Consider the following 18,621-nt stretch of genomic DNA (forward strand, 5'->3'; position numbering starts at 1 on the left):
CATCAGAGTAATAGGCACGCAGGTCGCTCTCGATAAAACTGCCTGGCTCTAACTTTAACGTGTCCAGATCGCAAGATTGCCGCAATGCAGGCGGCAAGTGCAATTCAAGAAAGTCGCGGGCCGTGGCGGGATGGGTGAGGAACTGCTTAAAAACCGCATCATGCGTAGTAGGGGTAGGTTTTTTCATGTCGGTCATCCTGGACAAAACATGAGCCAAACCTACTACAAGCTGAACGTGGTTAAAATTACCTGCGTGCAACCTCTGGAGTTAACTCGCAAAACGAGGTTGAACGCTGATAGTGGGCGCAGCATGCAGCGCCCCTACCTTTAGCATCGAGTGTAAGTTGGTCAGCAATCGGCTCGGTTACCCCATCAAATAGCCCAGCCACCGGCATAGAATGCCACCAGCGCCACCGCGATAATCACCGTGCCAATATTCAGCTTACGCCACTCGTTAGAGAACACGCGGCCAATCACCAACGTGCTGAAGCCCAGCATGATGCCGGTGACAATGTTACAGGTCAGTACGATAAATACCGCGCACACCAGGCCGGACATGGCATCGACAAAGTCGTCAAAATCCAGCTTGGCCACGTTGCTCAGCATCAGCAGACCCACATACATCAGCGCCGGTGCCGTCGCATAACCGGGGACCAGATAAGACAGCGGTGACAAGAACAGGATCAGCAGGAACAGTACGCCAACGACCGCCGCCGTCATGCCGGTTTTACCACCAGCAGCCGTCCCCGCAGCCGACTCGATATATACCGCAGCCGGTGAAGCCCCAACCAGCGCAGAGAACATACTGCTCATGGAGTCGGCGGTTAACGCACGGCCACCGTTGATAATCTGCCCATCCTTGTCCAGCAGGTTAGCCTGCCCGGCTACCGCCCGGATGGTGCCAGTGGCGTCAAACACAGCCGTCATTACCAATGCCAATACGCTGGGCAGTATCGCCGGGTTCAACGCCCCTTTGATATCCAGGCTGAAAATCAGCGAGCTACCATCTGACCCGGTCAGGCTCGGCAGCGCAAACAGCCCCTGATATCTTACATTCGGGTCAAAAATCAGGCCGATCAGGGAAATACCGATAATCACCAATAAAATCCCACCCGGCACGCGCAGTTTCTCCAGCCCGAGGATCATCGCCAAGCCGAGCAACGACATCATCACCGGGAAAGAGACAAATGACCCCAGCGCCACCGGCAAACCGTCCAGCGGGTTCTTGATCACCATACCGACGCCGTTGGCAGCAATCAGCAGCAGGAACAAGCCGATACCAATCCCGGTGCCATGCGCTATGCCCATCGGCAGGTTACGCAGGATCCATGAACGCACCCCGGTTACCGAAATGGCGGTAAATATCAGCCCCATCAGGAAGATAGCCCCCAGGGCGACCGGTATGCTGATGTGCTGGCCAAGCACCAGGCTGAAAGCGGTAAATGCCGTCAACGAGATGGCGCAGCCAATGGCCATCGGCAAATTAGCCCACAGGCCCATCACCAGTGAACCGACACCGGCAACCAGGCAGGTAGCAACAAACACCGCCGCAGGAGGGAAACCTGCCTTGCCCAACATGCCAGGCACCACGATCACCGAATAGACCATAGCCAAAAAGGTGGTCAACCCTGCCAACACTTCTTGCCGTACGCTGCTGCCCCGCTCGCTAATTTTAAAATAGCTGTCTAGCGAGCTGGCCGCTTTTGCTGACGTCGCCTGCGATAAATTATTAGACATATTAATGCCCTCTGAAAGTTTACACTCACCTACCCCGCAGGCTTGCCGTTACGGCATTATCGTCTGGCCGCAACGGCACTCGCTTGGGGTAACGCCAATCCTGGCAAATTGCAGTGCGGTTAGTTAAGTACGTTCATACACCAGCCGGCCATCGACATAGGTGCGATAGATCGACCGGTCATCCCCTAGCGTCATCATGACAAACAGCTTATCCATCAAGGTTTTTGAGTTGTCGTAGCGCAGCTGCTGCAGCGGCGTGGCCGTCGGCTCCAGCACCACAAAGTCCGCCTCTTTCCCCAGGTTGAAGTTACCAATGGTGTCCGCCAGCCCCAGAGCATCGGCCCCGCCCAACGTCGCCAGATAAAACGCCTCATATGCCGAGAGCCGGTAGCCCTGCAGCTGCATGATTTTGTAAGCCTCATTCAGCGTTTGCAGCATGTTGAAGGTGGTGCCCGCGCCAATATCGGTGCCCATCCCCACCCGCACCCTTTTCCGCCAGGCGTTGGGCAAATTAAACAGGCCGCTGCCGAGATACAGGTTGGAGGTCGGGCAAAAGGCGATGGAAGATTGGGTCTGGTGCAGGCAATCCCACTCGACGTCCTCCAGATGTACACAGTGGGCAAATACGCTTTTTCTGCCGGTCATGCCGTAATGATGGTAAACATCGAGATAATTTTTGTGCTCTGGATACAGGGCTTTCACCCAAGCCACTTCATCCTTGTTTTCCGACAGGTGGGTATGCAGGTAAACATCCGGATATTCCTGGCGCAGGCGTTGCACCATCTCCAACTGTTCCGGTGAGGAGGTTGGCGCAAAGCGTGGGGTGATGGCGTACAACAGGCGGCCATTGTTATGCCAGCGCTCAATCAGCGCCTTGGTTTGGCTATAGCTGCTTTCTGGGGTATCCAGTAGGTAATCGGGCGCGTTGCGATCCATCATCACCTTACCGGCGATCATCCGCATATTGATATGGCGCGCCGACTCAAACAGCGCCTCTACCGATTCGGGATGGACGGTGCCGAACACCAGCGCGGTGGTGGTACCATTACGCAGCAGCTGCTTGATGAAAAACGCCGACATCTCCCGGGCGTATTCCAGATCGTTATAGCGCTTCTCCGCCGGGAAGGTGTGCTTGTTCAGCCAGTCCAGCAGCTGTTCGCCATAGGCTCCTACCATTTCACACTGCGGATAATGAATATGGGTGTCGACAAACCCTGGCACGATCATTTTACCGCTGTAGTCGCGCACCCGGATGCTGTCGGGGATCTGGTGGTGCCCCTCTTCCCAGTCGCCAAACCACTCCACCCGCCCATCACGAATGATCAGTAGCCCGTCTTTAATAAAGCGCAGATGTCCCGCGATTTCTTCCGGATGCTGTACGGTGCGGGTGATATCGAGAAAACTGCCCCGCACGGCCTTGATTGATTGTTCACTCTCCATACTGAAATTCCTTGTCACCATAAAACGGATGTTGCCAGGCGGGTGCCGCATACAGCGCCCCTACGTAACCTTTGTCAGCAATCTCAATCGGTGTTTTTTTCCGCTGTAACCACCTCGAACTCGTCCTCCTGGACGCCAGGTTTCTCACGCTGGTTCTGAGGTATCAGCAAATTGAGGAAAATGGCCGTGAGCCCACCGGCACAGATCGGGTTTTCCACCAGCACATAAATCGACTCGGGCAAAACACGAAACACTTCCGGATCGTAAGAGACACCAAGGCCCAACCCCAGCGAGGTGGCGACGATGATGGTTTCGCGACGGTTTAAGCCGTCGGAGATAATGATGCGTATCCCGGCAATGGCGATCATCGAGAACATCAGCGTCATCGCGCCCCCCAGCACTGGCGCCGGGATAGTGGTAAAGAAGCGGCCAATGACGGGGAACAGCCCCAGCACCACCAGGATCACGGCGATATATTTGCCGATATGACGCGAGGCGACGCCGGTCATCTGGATCACACCGTTATTCTGGGAAAATGTCGTCAGTGGCAACGAGCCCAGCATGGCGGCAATCACCGATACCAGCCCATCTGCCAGCACTCCACCGCTCAGGCGTGCGGTATATTCATCCCCCTTGATGGGCTGCTCGGACACTATTGCGGTAGCGGTGATACTGCCGACCGCCTCCAACACGCTGAGCAGATAGATGATGCCAGCCACCAGGAAGGCATGCAGATCGAAAGAGAAACCGTACTTAAAGGGAATGGGAACGGGCATTACCGGCAGGTTTTGCATCACCGAGAAATCCACCATGCCCAGGCACAAAGCGACGACATAACCGACAATCAAGCCGATGGCGATGCCCCCCATGCGCAATAATGCATTCTGGCAACAGTTAAACCCGATCACCACCAACAGCACCAACAAGCCGATACCAATATTTTCGTAGTTACCAAAGGTGCCGCTGCTTTTCGCTGAATAACCGCCGCCAAAATCGATAATGCCCACCTTGATCAGGCTCAGGCCAATCATCAGCACTACAATGCCGCTCACCGTGGGCGTGATCACCCGTTTCAGATAGGGCAGAATAAACGAGGAGCCCACCACTAGGAATGCCCCAACAAAAGAGATGCCCAGCAGAGTGGACATGATCGCTTCCACATGCATGCCATCGGCTTTCATGGTGCTGCCCAAGGCGATCATCACCGTCACAAAGGAAAAGTTGACCGATTGAATGGACAATAAGCCAGAGCCGACGCGGCCATAGCGATTCACCTGCAACCAGGTGCCAATCCCTGAGGCAATCATTGCCATCGAAACCAGATAGGCCGTGACGTCCGGCGGCAACCCCAGCGCGGTGCCGACAATTAACGCCGGGGCCACCATCGGCACAAAAATAGCCAGTAAATGGGTGATCGCCCCCACGATGCATTGGTCAAAGGGGGGTTTATCTTCCACCCGATAAATAAGGTCGTTATTTGAAGTAGGCATATCAGACATCTCTTTACTCCATTCCAGTAAATTTGATCATCTGATTCAATAAGCTCCACGCCCTGCACTTTCGCCATGTTAAATCCACGGGCTAGCCTGAGCGATTAGCTCATATATGGCGGCAATAACAGATTAGCCTTTGGCTAATATATTGAATCGTTTATACCCGCCGCCGGTTTAACGCGGCAGGTATAGCGGGATAATGACCTTGATTGGCCACTATCCCGGTACGACTTATTACAGAATCTACGCTGACAGTTTATTTAACCCCCTCAAGATCTTCTCAGGGGTGAAATGCCATTCGCGCAGCCAAACGCCACAGGCATCGTGGATCGCCATGGCGATGGCCGGAGCCGCCCCGTTGACGCCAATCTCGGAGATCGACTTGGCCCCGTACGGCCCCACCCGATCGTCGCTGGGCACCAGGAACGCTTGGAAGTCCAGCGGGATATCACCAATCTTCGGTGCGCCATAGCTTTGCAGATCTCGGGTGATCGGCGAGCCTTGGCTATCATAGATGATCTCTTCCGTCATGCTGTGGCCGATGGCACGCATTGAAGCCCCATAGATCTGCCCCAGCGCCAGCTCCGGGTTAACCGGGGTGCCGCAATCGAGCAAGGCATAAAACTTATCCAACCGGATCTCCCCGCTGCGCACATTGACCGCCACTTCGGCAAAGTTGGCGCCAAACGGGAAGGCAAAGTCAGAAGAGATATAGCTGGCGGTGGCCACCAGGGTGCCAAAGCCGGTGCCCGTCTCTGCCTTATGGGCAATCTGTGCGAACGTCACTTCGCCCTGTTTACCGCGCACCACGCCTGGAACCACCAGCGTGACGTCGCTTTCTGGCTCACCCAGCATCTGCGCGCCGTGGAACAGGATTTTCTTCCTGAGATTTTCCGCCGCATTCTTCGCCGCATTGCCGGAGAAGCAGGTGCCGGAAGAGGCGTAGGCCCCTTTATCAAACAGGGCATGATCGGTATCACCTGAGATCACATGCACCTCGGAGAACGGACAGCACAGCACTTCTGCCGCCAGTTTGCCCACGACCGTATCCAGCCCGGTACCGATATCCGCCCCGCCGGAATGCACGATAAAGGTACCGTCCGACTCCAGCTTGATCATGCAGTTGGCCTGATCGATATCCGGAATACCGGATTTTTGCATGATAATGGCCACGCCACGGCCAATCTGCCAGTCTCCCTGACTGACTTTCGGTGAGCGCCACTGGATCAGCTCACGCCCTTTACGCAAAATCGGCTCCAGCGAACAGCTGGCGGCACTTGGCACCGAGGTCGGCATTTTACCCTCGCCAATCGCCCCGAGGATTTTCAACTCTTGCCCTTCAACCACCCGGTTGCGCTCAATAATATCCAGCGGATCCATCTGCAGTTTTTCCGCCATCTCCGCCAGGATCATGGTCAGGGCGAAGTTGCCTTTTGGCGCACCGTACCCCTGATAAGCGCCGTTCGGGCAGATGTTACTGTAATAGGTGGTCACCTGGAAATTGACGTTATCGCAGGGATAGAGCGGCAGCGACAGCGCCGGGCCGTTGCTGGGCACCGTTAGCGCATGGTTGCCATAAGGGCCGGTATTGGCCAGGAAATTCATGTCGATCGCCGTCAGGCGGCCGTCTTTTTTCGCCCCAATCTTCACCCGCACCTTGGCCACGTGGCGCGAAGTGTTGCTGATAAACTCTTCTTCGCGGGTATAGTGGAAATAGACCGCACGGCCGGTCACGCAGGTAGCCCAGGCACACACCTCTTCCAGCAGGATATCCTGCTTGGAGCCAAAGCCGCCGCCGACCCGCTCTTTGATCACGTGGACCTTATGCTGCTTGAGCCCGACGATCCTGGCAACCTGGCGGCGCAGGTGCCAAGGCACCTGGGTTGACGCGTGGATCACCAGCCGATCGCCGTCCATGTAGGTGTAGCAGACGTGCATTTCCGCCGGGCACTGCTGCACCTGTTTGGATTCGTAGGTGCGCTCCAGCACCACGTCCGCCTCGGCAAAGCCCTGCTCCACGTTGCCAATGCGCCCATGAACCGCGGCGGCAATATTGCTGTGAGGTTTGGCACCAATCGGGAAGTTGATCGTCACATGTTCGGTGCCACGCTGTGCGCTGCCCTGATTCTGCTCGGCCAGGTCGTCCGGTGCGCCGTGGACGTAGACAATCGGCTCGTCGTGTACCAGCGGAGCCCCTTCCGCCATCGCTTCATCGATCGACATCACCGGTTTAAGCACCTGGTATTCGACGTCGATCAACGCCAGCGCGGCCGACGCAATCTCTTCGCTCTCGGCCACTACCGCCGCCACCCGGTCACCCACGTGACGCAGCTTTTGGCCAAACATCCGGCGATCCAGCGGTGAAGGTTCTGGCGCGCTCTGCCCACCGGGGGTGTAATAAATATCCGGGCAGTTGCGATGGGTGATCACATGCACCACCCCTGGCAACGCCTCGGCTTTGCTAACGTCCAGATGCGTGATCAAGGCATGGGGATGCGGACTACGCAGCATCTTGATGATGCAGGCATTGCGGGTCACGCGGTCCTCCACATAACAAGGCTTGGCCTGTACCATTTTCGCCGCGTCCACCTTAGGACACAGCTTACCGACCACGTTCAGATCGCTACGGAACTCAGGAGCGGCGAGCGACTGGAATACGGGATCGTTACGACGAGCCACCGCCAGCGCTACGACCTGATAGAACTGCTGATAACCGGCATCACGGCTGAACAAGCCCGACAGCGCATCGTCTATTTGCGCGCGCGTTGGTTCCTCGATGCGGGCCAACAGATCCGTTAGGATCAGCGCCGCCGCCGCATCGTTATAGCCGGACTGGACGATCCCCACGTCCACCATCGCCTGTTGCACCAGGCTGAGCTGGTTCCAGCTCCCCAGCGCTTCGGCCGTGGTCACCGCGCCATTATCCAACTGGGCGGCGATCAGCAACGAGGCGTTGACCACCACGCCGTTAAGCAGGATCGCGTCCGAACCGGCAAACCCGAAGCCGTCATCGCTATTGCGGACCGAATGCATTCCCATCTTGAACAGCAGTTGCTGGACGTTTTCACCGGGTTGGCACTGCGTCTCCTGCGGGATGTCGTTAAGCGTAAAGCGAATATTCATCATGCTTTCTCCCCTGATGCCTGGCAAGCCGCCAACAGGTCTGCCACCACCACACCGGTGATATAGCGCTTATAGGCGCGGCTGCCACAGATGTCATCTGGCGGAGATATCATCTGCGCCACCGCCTGCTCCAACGCCGGACCGCTCAGGCCACTGTTCTCTGCATCACGCAGGCGGCCAGGTGTCACCACGCCGCTCAGGGCGATACGAATTTTCGCCTGCGCATCGCGGGATACCGCCGCAGTCACCACCGGCAACCCCGCCGCTGAACGGGCAATTTTACGGGTAGCGCAGGTACGGTAAGGATCTGGCAGTACCACCGCCAGCAGTAATTCACTGCCGCCGCACAGCGGATAATCTTCCAGCGCCATCGTCTTGCCGCTGCCCACCACCACCTGGGCACTCAATGCCAGCAGCACCGGCAGCAGCACCGAGTCTTTCGCCGCCGAGACCACTTCACCGCCCAGCGTGGCCTGATTACGAACATGGCGGGAATAGACAAAACCCAGCGCCTCACGCAGGGCCTGCGGGATAAGCTGGGTATCCATTAAATGCTGTAAGGTAATGGTGGCACCGATATGCAATGCCCCTTGCTGCCAGCTCACCTGATCCAGGCCCAGCTGCGACAGCGCGATGGCAATCTTTTGCCGTGTTTTAGTGGGTGTGGCGTTTAATTTGCTACCGCCGGCGAAATAGACGGCATCCTGGTGGAACTGGCGTTTTAGCTCTAGCGCCTGCTGCACCGACTCTGGCCGATAGAATTGCTCAATCATGTTGCACCCTCATCAATGTCAGCCGCCCCGGTGCTCGCAGGGCGGCGACCGGTTTAGTTCAAGGCATCCATACGCTGCCACAGCTTGGCCGCGACCTTGCGCGCCTCGGCGTAGATCGGTTCCACATCGAACGGGAACTGGCGATCCTGATAGACCATGCGCCCTTCCACCATCACGCTGTTGACGCTGCCAGCCCCCATGCCGAAGGCCAGATGTCCGCCGATATTTTGCGCCGCCAGCGGCGTGGGTGACGGGTAGTCGCAGATAGTCAGATCCGCTTTATAACCGGCGGCCAGGCAGCCGAAGTTGGCACCAAAGTTGCGCGCCAGCAGTTGATTACCGTTGGCCAGGAAGCGAGCAAAGCTATCTGGCCACAGCGGCCCACCCGTATCACGGTGTTTGAAGAAGGCAAACTTCAGCTCTTCAAACATGTCTGAGCCGATGCCGTCGGTGCCTAGCGCGAGGTTGCGGTACTGCGCCAACTGATGGTTATAGCCCACGTGGTTGTTCATATTGGAGCGGGCGTTGTGCACCAGGAAGGCATCCTGCTGGTTGATCAGCTCGATATCCGCCGCAGACAGATACAGACCGTGGGCGACCAACGTTTTTGACCCGATCAGGTCGTATTGCGCCAGACGCTCGATCAGATCCTTGCCATATTTGTCGTGGCTGTGGGATACGTCGTAGCTGTCCTCGGCGGCGTGAATATGCAGACCACGGCCAGTAGTTTTAACCGCCGCTTGCAGCATCTCCAACCCGGCATCAGATACCGTGAACGGTGCGTGAGCGCCAATATGCGCCTCCACCAGGTAAGGCTCCTTACCGGCTTTTTTGGCGACGTCGATCAACTGGGCAAAGGCAATATTCTCCTCCACGCCAGCCCGCAGCTCGCCCTCCCCGCCGTTGCGATCGGTGGTTTCAAAACAGGTCATGCCGCGCAGCCCGGTCTCAATAAAGCCTGCACGCAGGGTTTTCAGCGAACCGGCGATAAAGTTGGGTGAGGCGTGGTGATCGATCACCGCCGTACAGCCGGTCTTGATAGCTTCCAGCGAGCAGATCAGGCCGCTGTAATACAGCGATTCCTCATCCAGCGCCCGATCCAGCCGCCACCACAGGTTCTTCAGCGTGGAGATAAAATCCGGACTTGGCGCGATGTTGGCCATAATCCCGCGCGATAACCCGGAGTAGAAATGGTTATGGGCGCACACAATCCCTGGCATCACCCATTTGCCGTGCATATTGCGCACTTCTGCCTGGGGATATTTGGCCGCCAACCCTTGGCCCACCTCTTTGATCAACGCCCCTTCAATGGCGATATCGATACCGTGCTGTACGCTGGCAGGATCAAGCTGCACGCCGGTTGCATTGGTTAATATCAGCATGATTACACCTCCACCTGGCCAAGGAGATAATGATGATGAGTGTGCACATGGCTGATAATGCGGCACATCTCCTGCAGTTCCGATGGCACTTGCTCAAGCTGGCCGTCGCTATCGATCTGCAGTTGGTAAAGCTTGCCGTCCTGCCGTACGCTGACCTGCGCCCCGTCCACCAGGAACCCTGGATTGGTGCTGTTGGCAAAGTCCTGCGCCAGACTGTAGATCGTCACTTTGTCTTTGTATGGCTTACCCTGCCACGGGCAGAACTGGGCGCAGTTGCCGCATTCGTTGCAGTAGGCGTCCAGGTGCAGGGTCTGGAAACGATCCTGGAAGCCCGGTATGGCAATGGATACGTTGGCACGGTTCGGGCAAACGTCGACGCATTTGCTGCACACGTAGTTACATTCCAGACAGCGCTGGGCCTCTTGGGCCACGAAGGCTTCGCGCTCGGTCTTATCCACCAGCGCTACTGAAATAGTGCCTTTGCGGCGATAGATTTCCGCCGGATCGAGGTTCGACCAGTATTTATCGGCGTGATGGGTTTTGACATTTTCCCGCGCCAGCACGGTTTCGGCGGCGTTGCGGGCGCTACCGATGGCAGCAACAATGGATGACGGGCCACGCTGCACGTCGCCGATCAGGAAAACGTTAGGCCGGGTGGTTTCGCCGGTGGCGGTGTTGACCTGCGGATAGCCCGCATCATCCAACGGTACGCCCAGCTTATGCAGCACCTCCTCGTCAGCCTGCTCGCCAATGGCGGTGATCAAGGTATCCATCTGCAGCGTCAAAGTCTGTTCGGTAGCGACCGGGCGGCGGCGCCCCTTCTCATCCGGCTCCCCCAGCGCCATCACCCTGGCCGTCAAGGTGCCATTGGCATCAAAGTGTTCCGGGTTAGTGAGGAACATAAACTGTACGTTGTCCTCTACCGCCTCCTGATACTCTTCACGGTAGGCTGGCATCTCATTGAGCGTGCGGCGATACAGCACTGTGACATCCTGCACACCTGGCACTTTCAACGCGGCCCTGGCACAGTCCATTGCCGTGTTACCGGCACCGACCACGGCCACGTGTTTGCCCAGGTTCATGGGCTTACCGAGGTTGAAATCACGCAGGAACGGCAAGGATTTGTGGACGTTGCGGTTATTGCCCGCCAGCTTCACGCCGCTGTTTTTATCGGTGCCGATACCGATAAACACGTAGTCAAAGCCCTGCTGTTGCAGTTTGTCGACGGTCAGATCGGGATCGCAGCCATAAACCATCTTCACGCCGTGTGCGGCCACGAAGTCGATATCGTGCTCGATAAGCTCCGCCGGAATGCGGAACTGTGGAATGATGTTTTTCACCACCCCGCCCGCATTGGCCTCACGCTCAAACAGCGTAACCTGATACCCAGCCCGCGCCAGGAAGTACCCAGCAGACAGACCCGCCGGGCCAGCCCCCAAAATGGCGACCGGGCGTTTGCTGCCAGAACCTGCCGGTTTATGCCAGCGGCGCTGATACTCATCCCAGCCCTTCTCCAACGCCACTTTTTTCAGTTCGCGGATGTTCAGCGCGCTGTCGTAATCAAGACGGGTGCAGTTGTACTGACACTGGTGATCGCAGATATGCCCGGTGATGGCTGGCAAAGCGTTACGTTGATAAATCAGCTCCAACGCATCGGCATAGCGCTGTTCGCCCAGCAGCCGGATATATTCTGGGATATCCTGTTTAATGGCACAGGCGGTGACGCAAGGAGCCACGTAGCAGTCAATCATCGGCAGTGGGCCACCAGCGTCGATACGATCCGTTGATTTCCAGTGTTTCTGGGTGTACTCCATGCTGACGGCCTTGTCTGCCAGCGCTTGCAGCTTATCGACATCAATGCGCGTCATCTGCCAGCTATCGGAAGCGTCCAGCTCTTGCATACATTCCGTCAGGCGTAAATAGCCGCCGGGCTTGAGCAGATCGGTGGCCATGGTAATTGGCCGGATACCGGTGTCAAAAATCTCGCGGACGTTAAACTTGCTTGCCCCGCCGGAATAGGAAATCGGCAGTTCCCCGTTGAATTCACGGGAGAGAACCGCCGCCACGTTGATGGAAAGCGGGAACAGTGCGCGCCCGGACATATACATCTCTTCGCCCGGCAAGGCGCCTTTATGGTTGATCGCCCCCAAGGTATTGGTCAGTTTAACCCCGAAGCCTAAATGCTGCTGTTTACCCAAGGCGGTCAGGCGGTGCAACATCGCAATCGCCTGCTCCAGTTTGAGATCGTGCTCGAAAGATTCTTCTTTCAGCCCGACATAATCAAACCCGCAGCTATCCAGAATGGAACGCACACGCGAATAACCCAGCAGCGTCGGGTTTAATTTTACAAAGGTATTGAGCCGTTTTTCTGCCAGCATGTAGCGGCAGATGGCTTCAATTTCATCTGGCGGGCAGCCGTGCATGGTCGAAAGGGTAATACCGCTGACCAGTTGCGCTGGAATATGCTCTGGCAGCTGTGCCAATGCTCCACGCTGGGCGGATAAGGCGAACTGGCTAATAAAGCCCTCGTCCTTAACCCATGCGGCAAGAATATGTTGATACTCGGCATATTTCGGGTGCTGTGCAGAATCCATCATGTTATGGATAAAGTCCTGCATCGGCGGCTGTTTAATCCCGTCGAGGTTATAGCCCACGCTCATATTGAAGATGAAGGATTTACTTTCCCCCTTGGCCCGTGGGTCAAACATCTCCTCCAGCAGGTGCAGGGCAAACCAGGCTTTTAAATATTCATCATAGGCTTTGAGCAGCGTAAATTCGGTCGACCATTCGGTGTTGAAGCATTCGTCTTCGGCATCGATACAGGGCTTTTCCAGCTCCAGCCGATCGAGGATCTGCACGGTTTTCAATTCGATAAAGCGCCCACCGGTCAGCCAGGAGACGATGATATTCTGCGCCAACTGAGTATGCGGGCCAGCGGCTGGGCCAAGTGGCGTTTCACAACTTTCATTGAAGACGTTAATCCGCCGATCGTCATGTTTGCGATAAAACTGCTTTTCTGGAATACCAAAAATAGACCGGCTCTCATGATATTCATCGAAAATCCGGGTTAACAGCGCCTTGAACGGAACGGGACGCATTAAATCTCCCATAGCTTTATCTCCTTGCGGCGAAATGCCTGAATGATGAGTCTGTAAAAACCTGAGGACGGTTTTCCACAGCGGATAGGCATAACGCAGCAACAATCAGGCCAAATCTCCCAATGGAGTTGGGCAGCGGTTAAATTCGTGAGGCAGTTCTAATTGTTAATTTTATTTGTGAACGGGCTCACTCTCGCAAGTGCGAATAAAAATCAATGCAGCTAGTCGCTTAACCATCACGGCTACGCTAATAGAATCAATTATCAAAAAAACATCGCCAGCTATCACTTTGATACGGCCAAAAAATACTCCGGTTAAAAACGAGACCGCAATCGATAAAGTATGAATGTTTGCCAAATATCGATTACATCAAGGTTGTTTGCGATTAAATCGGCAATCTATCCTGAAAAAACCGCAGATTGGTTATCGGTTAAATCACGGATATTTACCCCGCTTTCTGACTCACAAAACAGGCTATTTATGACGCCCACCTTCAGAGAACTCTTCAATGAGGAATATCACCGCCTCGATCGGGGCCAGCCGCTGCTGATCGCCCTGATTGGTGCCGGGGGCAAAACCAGCACCCTGCACTGGCTGGCACAGGTATTTTATCACCAAGGCAAGCGTGTGCTGTTCACCACCACCACCAAGATGTACCTGCCCACCGCCGCCAATTACCACAGCCTAGTGATAGGTCAACCGCCCACCACCAGCAGCGCCCCGGCCATTACCGCCTGCTTCAGTCATTATCAACCGCAGGATAACAAGGTTATCGGGTTAACCCCCGAGCAAATCGACGAAATCAAACAGCGTGGAGCCTTCGACGTGATCCTGGTCGAGGCGGATGGCTCCCGAGGATTACCCCTGAAAGCCCCGGCAAGGCATGAACCTTGCATCCCCTCCCGCAGTGATTGTGTTATCGCGCTAACCGGAGGCCAGGTGATCGATCGTCCTGCAGACCCACAGCAAATTCATCGTTGGGCGATTTTCTCAACGCTGACGGGGGTCGGTGCCAGTGAAATATTGGATCACCAGGTATTCGACACCCTGATCGCGCACCCTGACGGGATGTTCAAAGGCACGCCACCCCAGGCACGGCGAGTCTGGCTGATCAATCAGGTTTCTCATTGTGATAATCAACTGGCAGCCAGTTGGCAAAACCTGCTGCGGCCAGAGCTGGCGCTCAGTGCCATCTGGTTTGGCGCAGTGCAAGAGACCCCGGCGATCCACCACCTGATACGGTGCTTAACACGATAATATTTCTGAGGTTATTGACGAGGTCATAATGAATATCTTCGCCGAAGCTGCACGTTTAGAAGAACAAAACCGGCCCTTTGCGCTCGCCCAGATTATCGAAAGCCGTGGATCTACACCGCGCCATTCGGGGCAAATGCTGGTGATGGCCGATGGTGACTGTATTGGCACTATCGGTGGCGGCATGATCGAACGCCTGGTGATTGAACAGGCAATTGATGCCATTGCGGAGCGCAAGGCCAGGGTGTTTCATGGCCGTATGGCACGCACCGGGCAGGATGCGGTAGGCTCGGACTGTGGTGGCGCGATGTCGGTATATATCGACGTGCATGGCCTGCGCCCGCGCCTGGTATTGATTGGGGCCGGGCACGTCAACCGCGCCATCGCCAACGCCGCCAAGCCGCTGGGCTTTGATATTCACGTTGCCGATATCTACCCGGCCAGCCTCGACCCGGCGCTATTTCCGGTGGGCACCACTCTGATTCATGGCGAGACCTTCCCGGCGGCCATCGACAAGATGAATATTGATCCTGCCAACTTCGTGATCATCGCCACCAACAATCAGGATTGCGAGGCGCTCAACGTGCTGATCGAGCAGCCGCTGCGCTATCTGGGATTGCTTGCCAGCCGCCGCAAGGTGCAGACCTTTACCCAACAGTTGCGCCAGCGCGGCGTGGATGATGACAAGCTTACCAGACTGCATGCCCCGGTCGGCTACAGCATCGGCGCAGAAACGCCGGAAGAAATCGCCATTAGCGTGCTGGCAGAGCTGTTGCAGGTACGCAACCAATCCGCTGGCGGGCTGATGAAAAATGACATCCGCTTAACGCGCGACAAGCTGGTGGTGATCCGTGGCGCAGGCGATATCGCCACTGGCGTAGCGCTGCGGCTGTATCATGCCGGTTTTCAGGTCATCATGCTGGACATTGCCCAACCGACCGCCATCCGCCGGACGGTGGCATTTGCTCAAGCGATGTTTGACGGCAAAACCTGCGTGGAGGGCGTCACCGCCTGCCTGGCCAACGACGTCAATGAAGCCTTTGACATCATCAACCGTGGCGAGATCCCGCTGCTGGTTGACCCAGAGACTCGTAGCCTGGAGCAGCTCAAACCCCGTTTTCTGGTGGACGCTATTCTGGCCAAGCAAAATCTGGGGACTCACCGCAATATGGCTCCGTTCACCGTGGCTCTCGGCCCTGGCTTCAACGCCGGGCAGGATTGCGATGCGGTAATCGAAACCAATCGCGGCCACGCATTGGGCCGGGTGATTTATCAAGGCTACACCCATCCCAATACCGGTATTCCCGGCAATATCGCTGGCCACACAACCCGCCGGGTGATACGTGCACCCGCCGATGGCGTTATGCAATGTCGCGTCGCTTTAGGGGATTTGGTACAGGAGGGCGATGTGGTAGCTCATTGCGGCGAGGTGCCGGTGATTGCGCCGCTTTCTGGTATGGTGCGCGGTTTGCTGCATGATGGTCTGGAGGTCAAAACCGGCACTAAAATCGGCGATATCGACCCACGCGGTACGTTGGCGGATTACACCACGGTGTCAGATAAGGCGCGGGCCATCGCCGGGGCGGTGCTTGAAGCCATTATGAAACTTGGGCGCAGATAGCGATTGTTGACTCACAAGGGGTGCAGTATGCAGCGCCTCTTGTGAGTCTGGTGTCTATGATTAATGGCTAATCACCGTGCCGGTTTTGCCTTCAATGCCCTGCTGAGCCTTGCTCAATACCGTGATTAACGCCTGACGCCCTGGCTTGGATTCGGCAAACGCCACCGCCGCCTCTACCTTCGGCAGCATTGAGCCTTTGGCAAAGTGCCCTTCTTCGATAAAGCGCTGGGCATCGGCAATGCTCAACTGCTCCAGCCATTGCTCATTCGGTTTGCCAAAGTTGATCGCCACCTTTTCCACCGCGGTGAGGATGATCAGCATATCGGCATCAATCATCTCTGCCAGTTTGGCACTGGCCCAGTCTTTATCGATCACCGCGCTGGCTCCCCGCAGGTGGTTACCTTCGCGGATCACCGGAATACCGCCCCCCCCCACGGTGATCACCACCTGCCCGGCCTCCATCATGGCGCGTACCGTTTCTTTCTCCACGATGTCGATCGGCTTGGGCGAAGCCACAACCCGGCGGTAGCCACGGCCCGCATCCTCTACCATGTTGTAACCGTTCTTGGTCAGTTGGCTGGCTTCGGCCTTGGTAAAGAACGAGCCAATCGGCTTGGTGGGATTGAGGAACGCCGGATCGCTGCCGTTGACGATCACCTGGGTGATCAGCGTGGCTACCGGTTTGACGATATTGCGATCGAGCAACTCTTCACGCAGGGCATTTTGCAGATCGTAACCTATATATCCCTGGCTCAACGCAACGCACACCGACATCGGCAGCATCGGCGTATGGGCTTCACTTTTTGCCGCCGCCTCAAACGCCAGGTTGATCATGCCCACCTGAGGGCCATTGCCGTGGGTGACCACCACCTGGTGGCCGTGCTCAATTAAATCGACAATCGCCCGCGCGGTAGTTTTGACCGCCTGCATCTGTTCCGCCAGGCCCTCACCCAATGCGTTACCGCCCAATGCCAGAACTATTTTCTTGTTCATTTTGATCCTTGTTGTTTAGTGAGGTGTTACCCCATTTTTGCCGCGATCTGGGCATTGAAAGGTCGACGCTGCAAGAACTGCCCGTATCCCTGCCGCCCGGTAAATTCGCCATTGCGTGCCACGATTTCACCCCGGCATATCGTCAGCACCGGCGCGCCCTGGCACTGAAAACCTTCATAAGGGGAATAGTCCGCATTGTCATGAAGCCGAGCGTGGTTGATCACCGTGGATTGGCGCGGATCAAAGATCACCACGTCGGCATCTGCACCGGGGTTTAGATTGCCTTTACGCGGCCACAGGCCGAACAACCGCGCCGGGTTGCTGCTGGTGAGCGCCACAAAGCGTGAAGGGGAAATCCGCCCGCTCATCACCCCGTGAGAGAACAGCAGCATCATGCGATTCTCGACCCCAGGCAGGCCGTTCGGGCAGTGGGTAAAATCCCCCGCCGCCATTGCCTGCCGTTGGTGATAAGGGAAAGTGCAGTGATCGGTGGCGACCGTATCGATCGAACCGTCGGCAATGCCTACCCACAGGCGATCCAACTCCCGCTGGTCACGCAGCGGCGGGCTGAGGATGTATTTCGCCCCATCTTCACGCAGGTAACACTGTTCGTTGAGCAGCAGATACTGCGGGCAGGTTTCTACCCACACCGGTTGGCGCTGCTGGCGTGCCAGACGTAAATAATCCAGCCCCAGACCATTAGATAAATGGACGATGTACAGCGGCGCGTTGTCTGCCAGATGGGCCAGATTGATCATCCGGCCAATCGCTTCCGCCTCACATTCCAAGGGGCGGCTTAATGCGTGGTGGATCGGTGCTGTTTTACCCGCAGCCACCAGCGCAGCACGGCGCAAGGCGATCGCGGCATCGTTTTCTGGGTGAACGGTAGTCAATGCCCCAACCTGCCGCAGTTGCCCCAAGGCCCGCAGCACGTCGGCATCATCGATCTTGTAGAGGTAGGTAAGATACAGCTTAAAACTGCTGATCCCTTCGTCATGCACCATGCTGGCCATCTCTTCGAGAATGCCGTCGTCAATATGCTGGATCACGCCGTGAAAGCCGTAGTCGATCGCCGCATTGCCGGCCGCATACTGGTGGTAGACGTTGAGCTGGTGATGGAGATTGCAGCCCGCCGGACCAAATCCCATATGATCGATAATGGTGGTGGTACCGCCGCAGGCCGCCGCGCGCGTACCACTGAAAAAATCGTCGCAGCTGCGGGCGATGCCGACATCGATATTGAAATGGGTATGGACATCGATGCCACCAGGCATGACGTAACAGCCGGACGCATCGATAACTTCACACTGGCTATCGGCTTCGATCGCCGTGTCGCGCTGGCAGATTACCCCGTTTTCAATCAACAAATCCTGAGCGTACTGCCCGTCGCTATCAACCAGAATGCCGTTCTTAATCAGCTGCTTCATTGCTGGCACTCCATAAAAAAATCCGGCGGAGGGTGCCGGGTATTTAACCGTGTGATGCTTGCTGGGCGCTGGATATGCCCCTCACCCTAACCCTCTCCCACAGGGAGAGGGAACCGATCGTGCTACTACTCGTTACAGCACTCTGTTTTAACTCAAATAGTTACAGATTAAATCCTGGACCCGACAACATCACCGTGCCAGCTCCCTCTCCCTGTGGGAGAGGGCTGGGGTGAGGGGTCGCTTATTTCTGCAACTCTTCCAGATAAGCCAAAGGCACGGC

12 protein-coding genes are annotated in these 18,621 nt (G+C 56.5%); 2 read left to right on the forward strand and 10 right to left on the reverse strand.

What is annotated here, in order from left to right; genetic code table 11:
* From ACLQ7H_RS04655 to ygfK, 8 genes are all read right to left on the reverse strand, one after another.
* Positions 1-187, reverse strand: a 187-nt coding sequence (locus ACLQ7H_RS04655) for an Rpn family recombination-promoting nuclease/putative transposase (RefSeq protein WP_411751659.1), incomplete at its 3' end; no start/stop codon positions are given.
* Between the two features lie 185 nt (positions 188-372).
* Positions 373-1,737: an NCS2 family permease gene (locus ACLQ7H_RS04660; protein ID WP_411751660.1), complete on the reverse strand. Its 1,365-nt coding sequence runs from the start codon at positions 1,735-1,737 to the stop codon at positions 373-375.
* Positions 1,738-1,860: 123 nt separating this feature from the next.
* On the reverse strand, positions 1,861-3,177 hold the full coding sequence (guaD, locus tag ACLQ7H_RS04665) for a guanine deaminase (RefSeq protein WP_411751661.1): 1,317 nt from the start codon (positions 3,175-3,177) through the stop codon (positions 1,861-1,863).
* 83 nt (positions 3,178-3,260) lie between these two features.
* Positions 3,261-4,676, reverse strand: a complete 1,416-nt coding sequence (locus tag ACLQ7H_RS04670) for a nucleobase:cation symporter-2 family protein (RefSeq protein WP_411751662.1) — start codon at positions 4,674-4,676, stop codon at positions 3,261-3,263.
* A 237-nt stretch (positions 4,677-4,913) separates the two neighbouring features.
* A complete protein-coding gene (locus ACLQ7H_RS04675; RefSeq protein WP_411751669.1) occupies positions 4,914-7,793 on the reverse strand; it encodes a molybdopterin-dependent oxidoreductase Mo/Fe-S-binding subunit in 2,880 nt (959 codons plus the stop codon).
* Positions 7,793-8,566: a molybdopterin-dependent oxidoreductase FAD-binding subunit gene (gene ygfM, locus ACLQ7H_RS04680; RefSeq protein WP_411751663.1), complete on the reverse strand. Its 774-nt coding sequence runs from the start codon at positions 8,564-8,566 to the stop codon at positions 7,793-7,795. Before ygfM ends, ACLQ7H_RS04675 begins: the two co-directional genes overlap by 1 nt.
* A gap of 53 nt (positions 8,567-8,619) precedes the next feature.
* Positions 8,620-9,948 carry a putative aminohydrolase SsnA gene (ssnA, locus tag ACLQ7H_RS04685; protein WP_411751664.1) on the reverse strand — a complete coding sequence of 443 codons (1,329 nt, stop codon included), beginning with the start codon at positions 9,946-9,948 and terminating at the stop codon, positions 8,620-8,622.
* A 2-nt stretch (positions 9,949-9,950) separates the two neighbouring features.
* Entirely contained in the window at positions 9,951-13,058 is a 3,108-nt protein-coding gene (gene ygfK, locus ACLQ7H_RS04690) for a putative selenate reductase subunit YgfK (protein WP_411751665.1), read from the reverse strand.
* A 468-nt stretch (positions 13,059-13,526) separates the two neighbouring features.
* Between ygfK and yqeC the strand changes: the two genes are divergently transcribed.
* Entirely contained in the window at positions 13,527-14,303 is a 777-nt protein-coding gene (gene yqeC / locus ACLQ7H_RS04695) for a selenium cofactor biosynthesis protein YqeC (protein ID WP_411751666.1), read from the forward strand.
* 28 nt (positions 14,304-14,331) lie between these two features.
* Positions 14,332-15,921, forward strand: a complete 1,590-nt coding sequence (gene yqeB, locus ACLQ7H_RS04700) for a selenium-dependent molybdenum cofactor biosynthesis protein YqeB (RefSeq protein WP_411751667.1) — start codon at positions 14,332-14,334, stop codon at positions 15,919-15,921.
* A gap of 60 nt (positions 15,922-15,981) precedes the next feature.
* Here the strand turns inward: yqeB and arcC are convergent, their stop codons facing one another.
* Entirely contained in the window at positions 15,982-16,914 is a 933-nt protein-coding gene (gene arcC / locus ACLQ7H_RS04705; RefSeq protein WP_024531380.1) for a carbamate kinase, read from the reverse strand.
* A 26-nt stretch (positions 16,915-16,940) separates the two neighbouring features.
* A complete protein-coding gene (gene hydA / locus ACLQ7H_RS04710; RefSeq protein ID WP_411751668.1) occupies positions 16,941-18,341 on the reverse strand; it encodes a dihydropyrimidinase in 1,401 nt (466 codons plus the stop codon).
* Positions 18,342-18,621 lie beyond the last annotated feature (280 nt).

The organism is Serratia sp. (in: enterobacteria), assembly GCF_046715635.1.
Lineage (GTDB): Bacteria > Pseudomonadota > Gammaproteobacteria > Enterobacterales > Enterobacteriaceae > Chania.

Coding starts and splice junctions, on each gene's coding strand:
- guaD (WP_411751661.1), bottom strand. CDS start 3,177: ATGGAGAGTGAACAATCAATCAAGGCCGTGCGGGGCAGTTTTCTCGAT.
- ACLQ7H_RS04675 (WP_411751669.1), bottom strand. CDS start 7,793: ATGAATATTCGCTTTACGCTTAACGACATCCCGCAGGAGACGCAGTGC.
- hydA (WP_411751668.1), bottom strand. CDS start 18,341: ATGAAGCAGCTGATTAAGAACGGCATTCTGGTTGATAGCGACGGGCAG.
- ACLQ7H_RS04670 (WP_411751662.1), bottom strand. CDS start 4,676: ATGTCTGATATGCCTACTTCAAATAACGACCTTATTTATCGGGTGGAA.
- ygfM (WP_411751663.1), bottom strand. CDS start 8,566: ATGATTGAGCAATTCTATCGGCCAGAGTCGGTGCAGCAGGCGCTAGAG.
- ssnA (WP_411751664.1), bottom strand. CDS start 9,948: ATGCTGATATTAACCAATGCAACCGGCGTGCAGCTTGATCCTGCCAGC.
- yqeC (WP_411751666.1), top strand. CDS start 13,527: ATGACGCCCACCTTCAGAGAACTCTTCAATGAGGAATATCACCGCCTC.
- yqeB (WP_411751667.1), top strand. CDS start 14,332: ATGAATATCTTCGCCGAAGCTGCACGTTTAGAAGAACAAAACCGGCCC.
- ygfK (WP_411751665.1), bottom strand. CDS start 13,058: ATGGGAGATTTAATGCGTCCCGTTCCGTTCAAGGCGCTGTTAACCCGG.
- arcC (WP_024531380.1), bottom strand. CDS start 16,914: ATGAACAAGAAAATAGTTCTGGCATTGGGCGGTAACGCATTGGGTGAG.
- ACLQ7H_RS04660 (WP_411751660.1), bottom strand. CDS start 1,737: ATGTCTAATAATTTATCGCAGGCGACGTCAGCAAAAGCGGCCAGCTCG.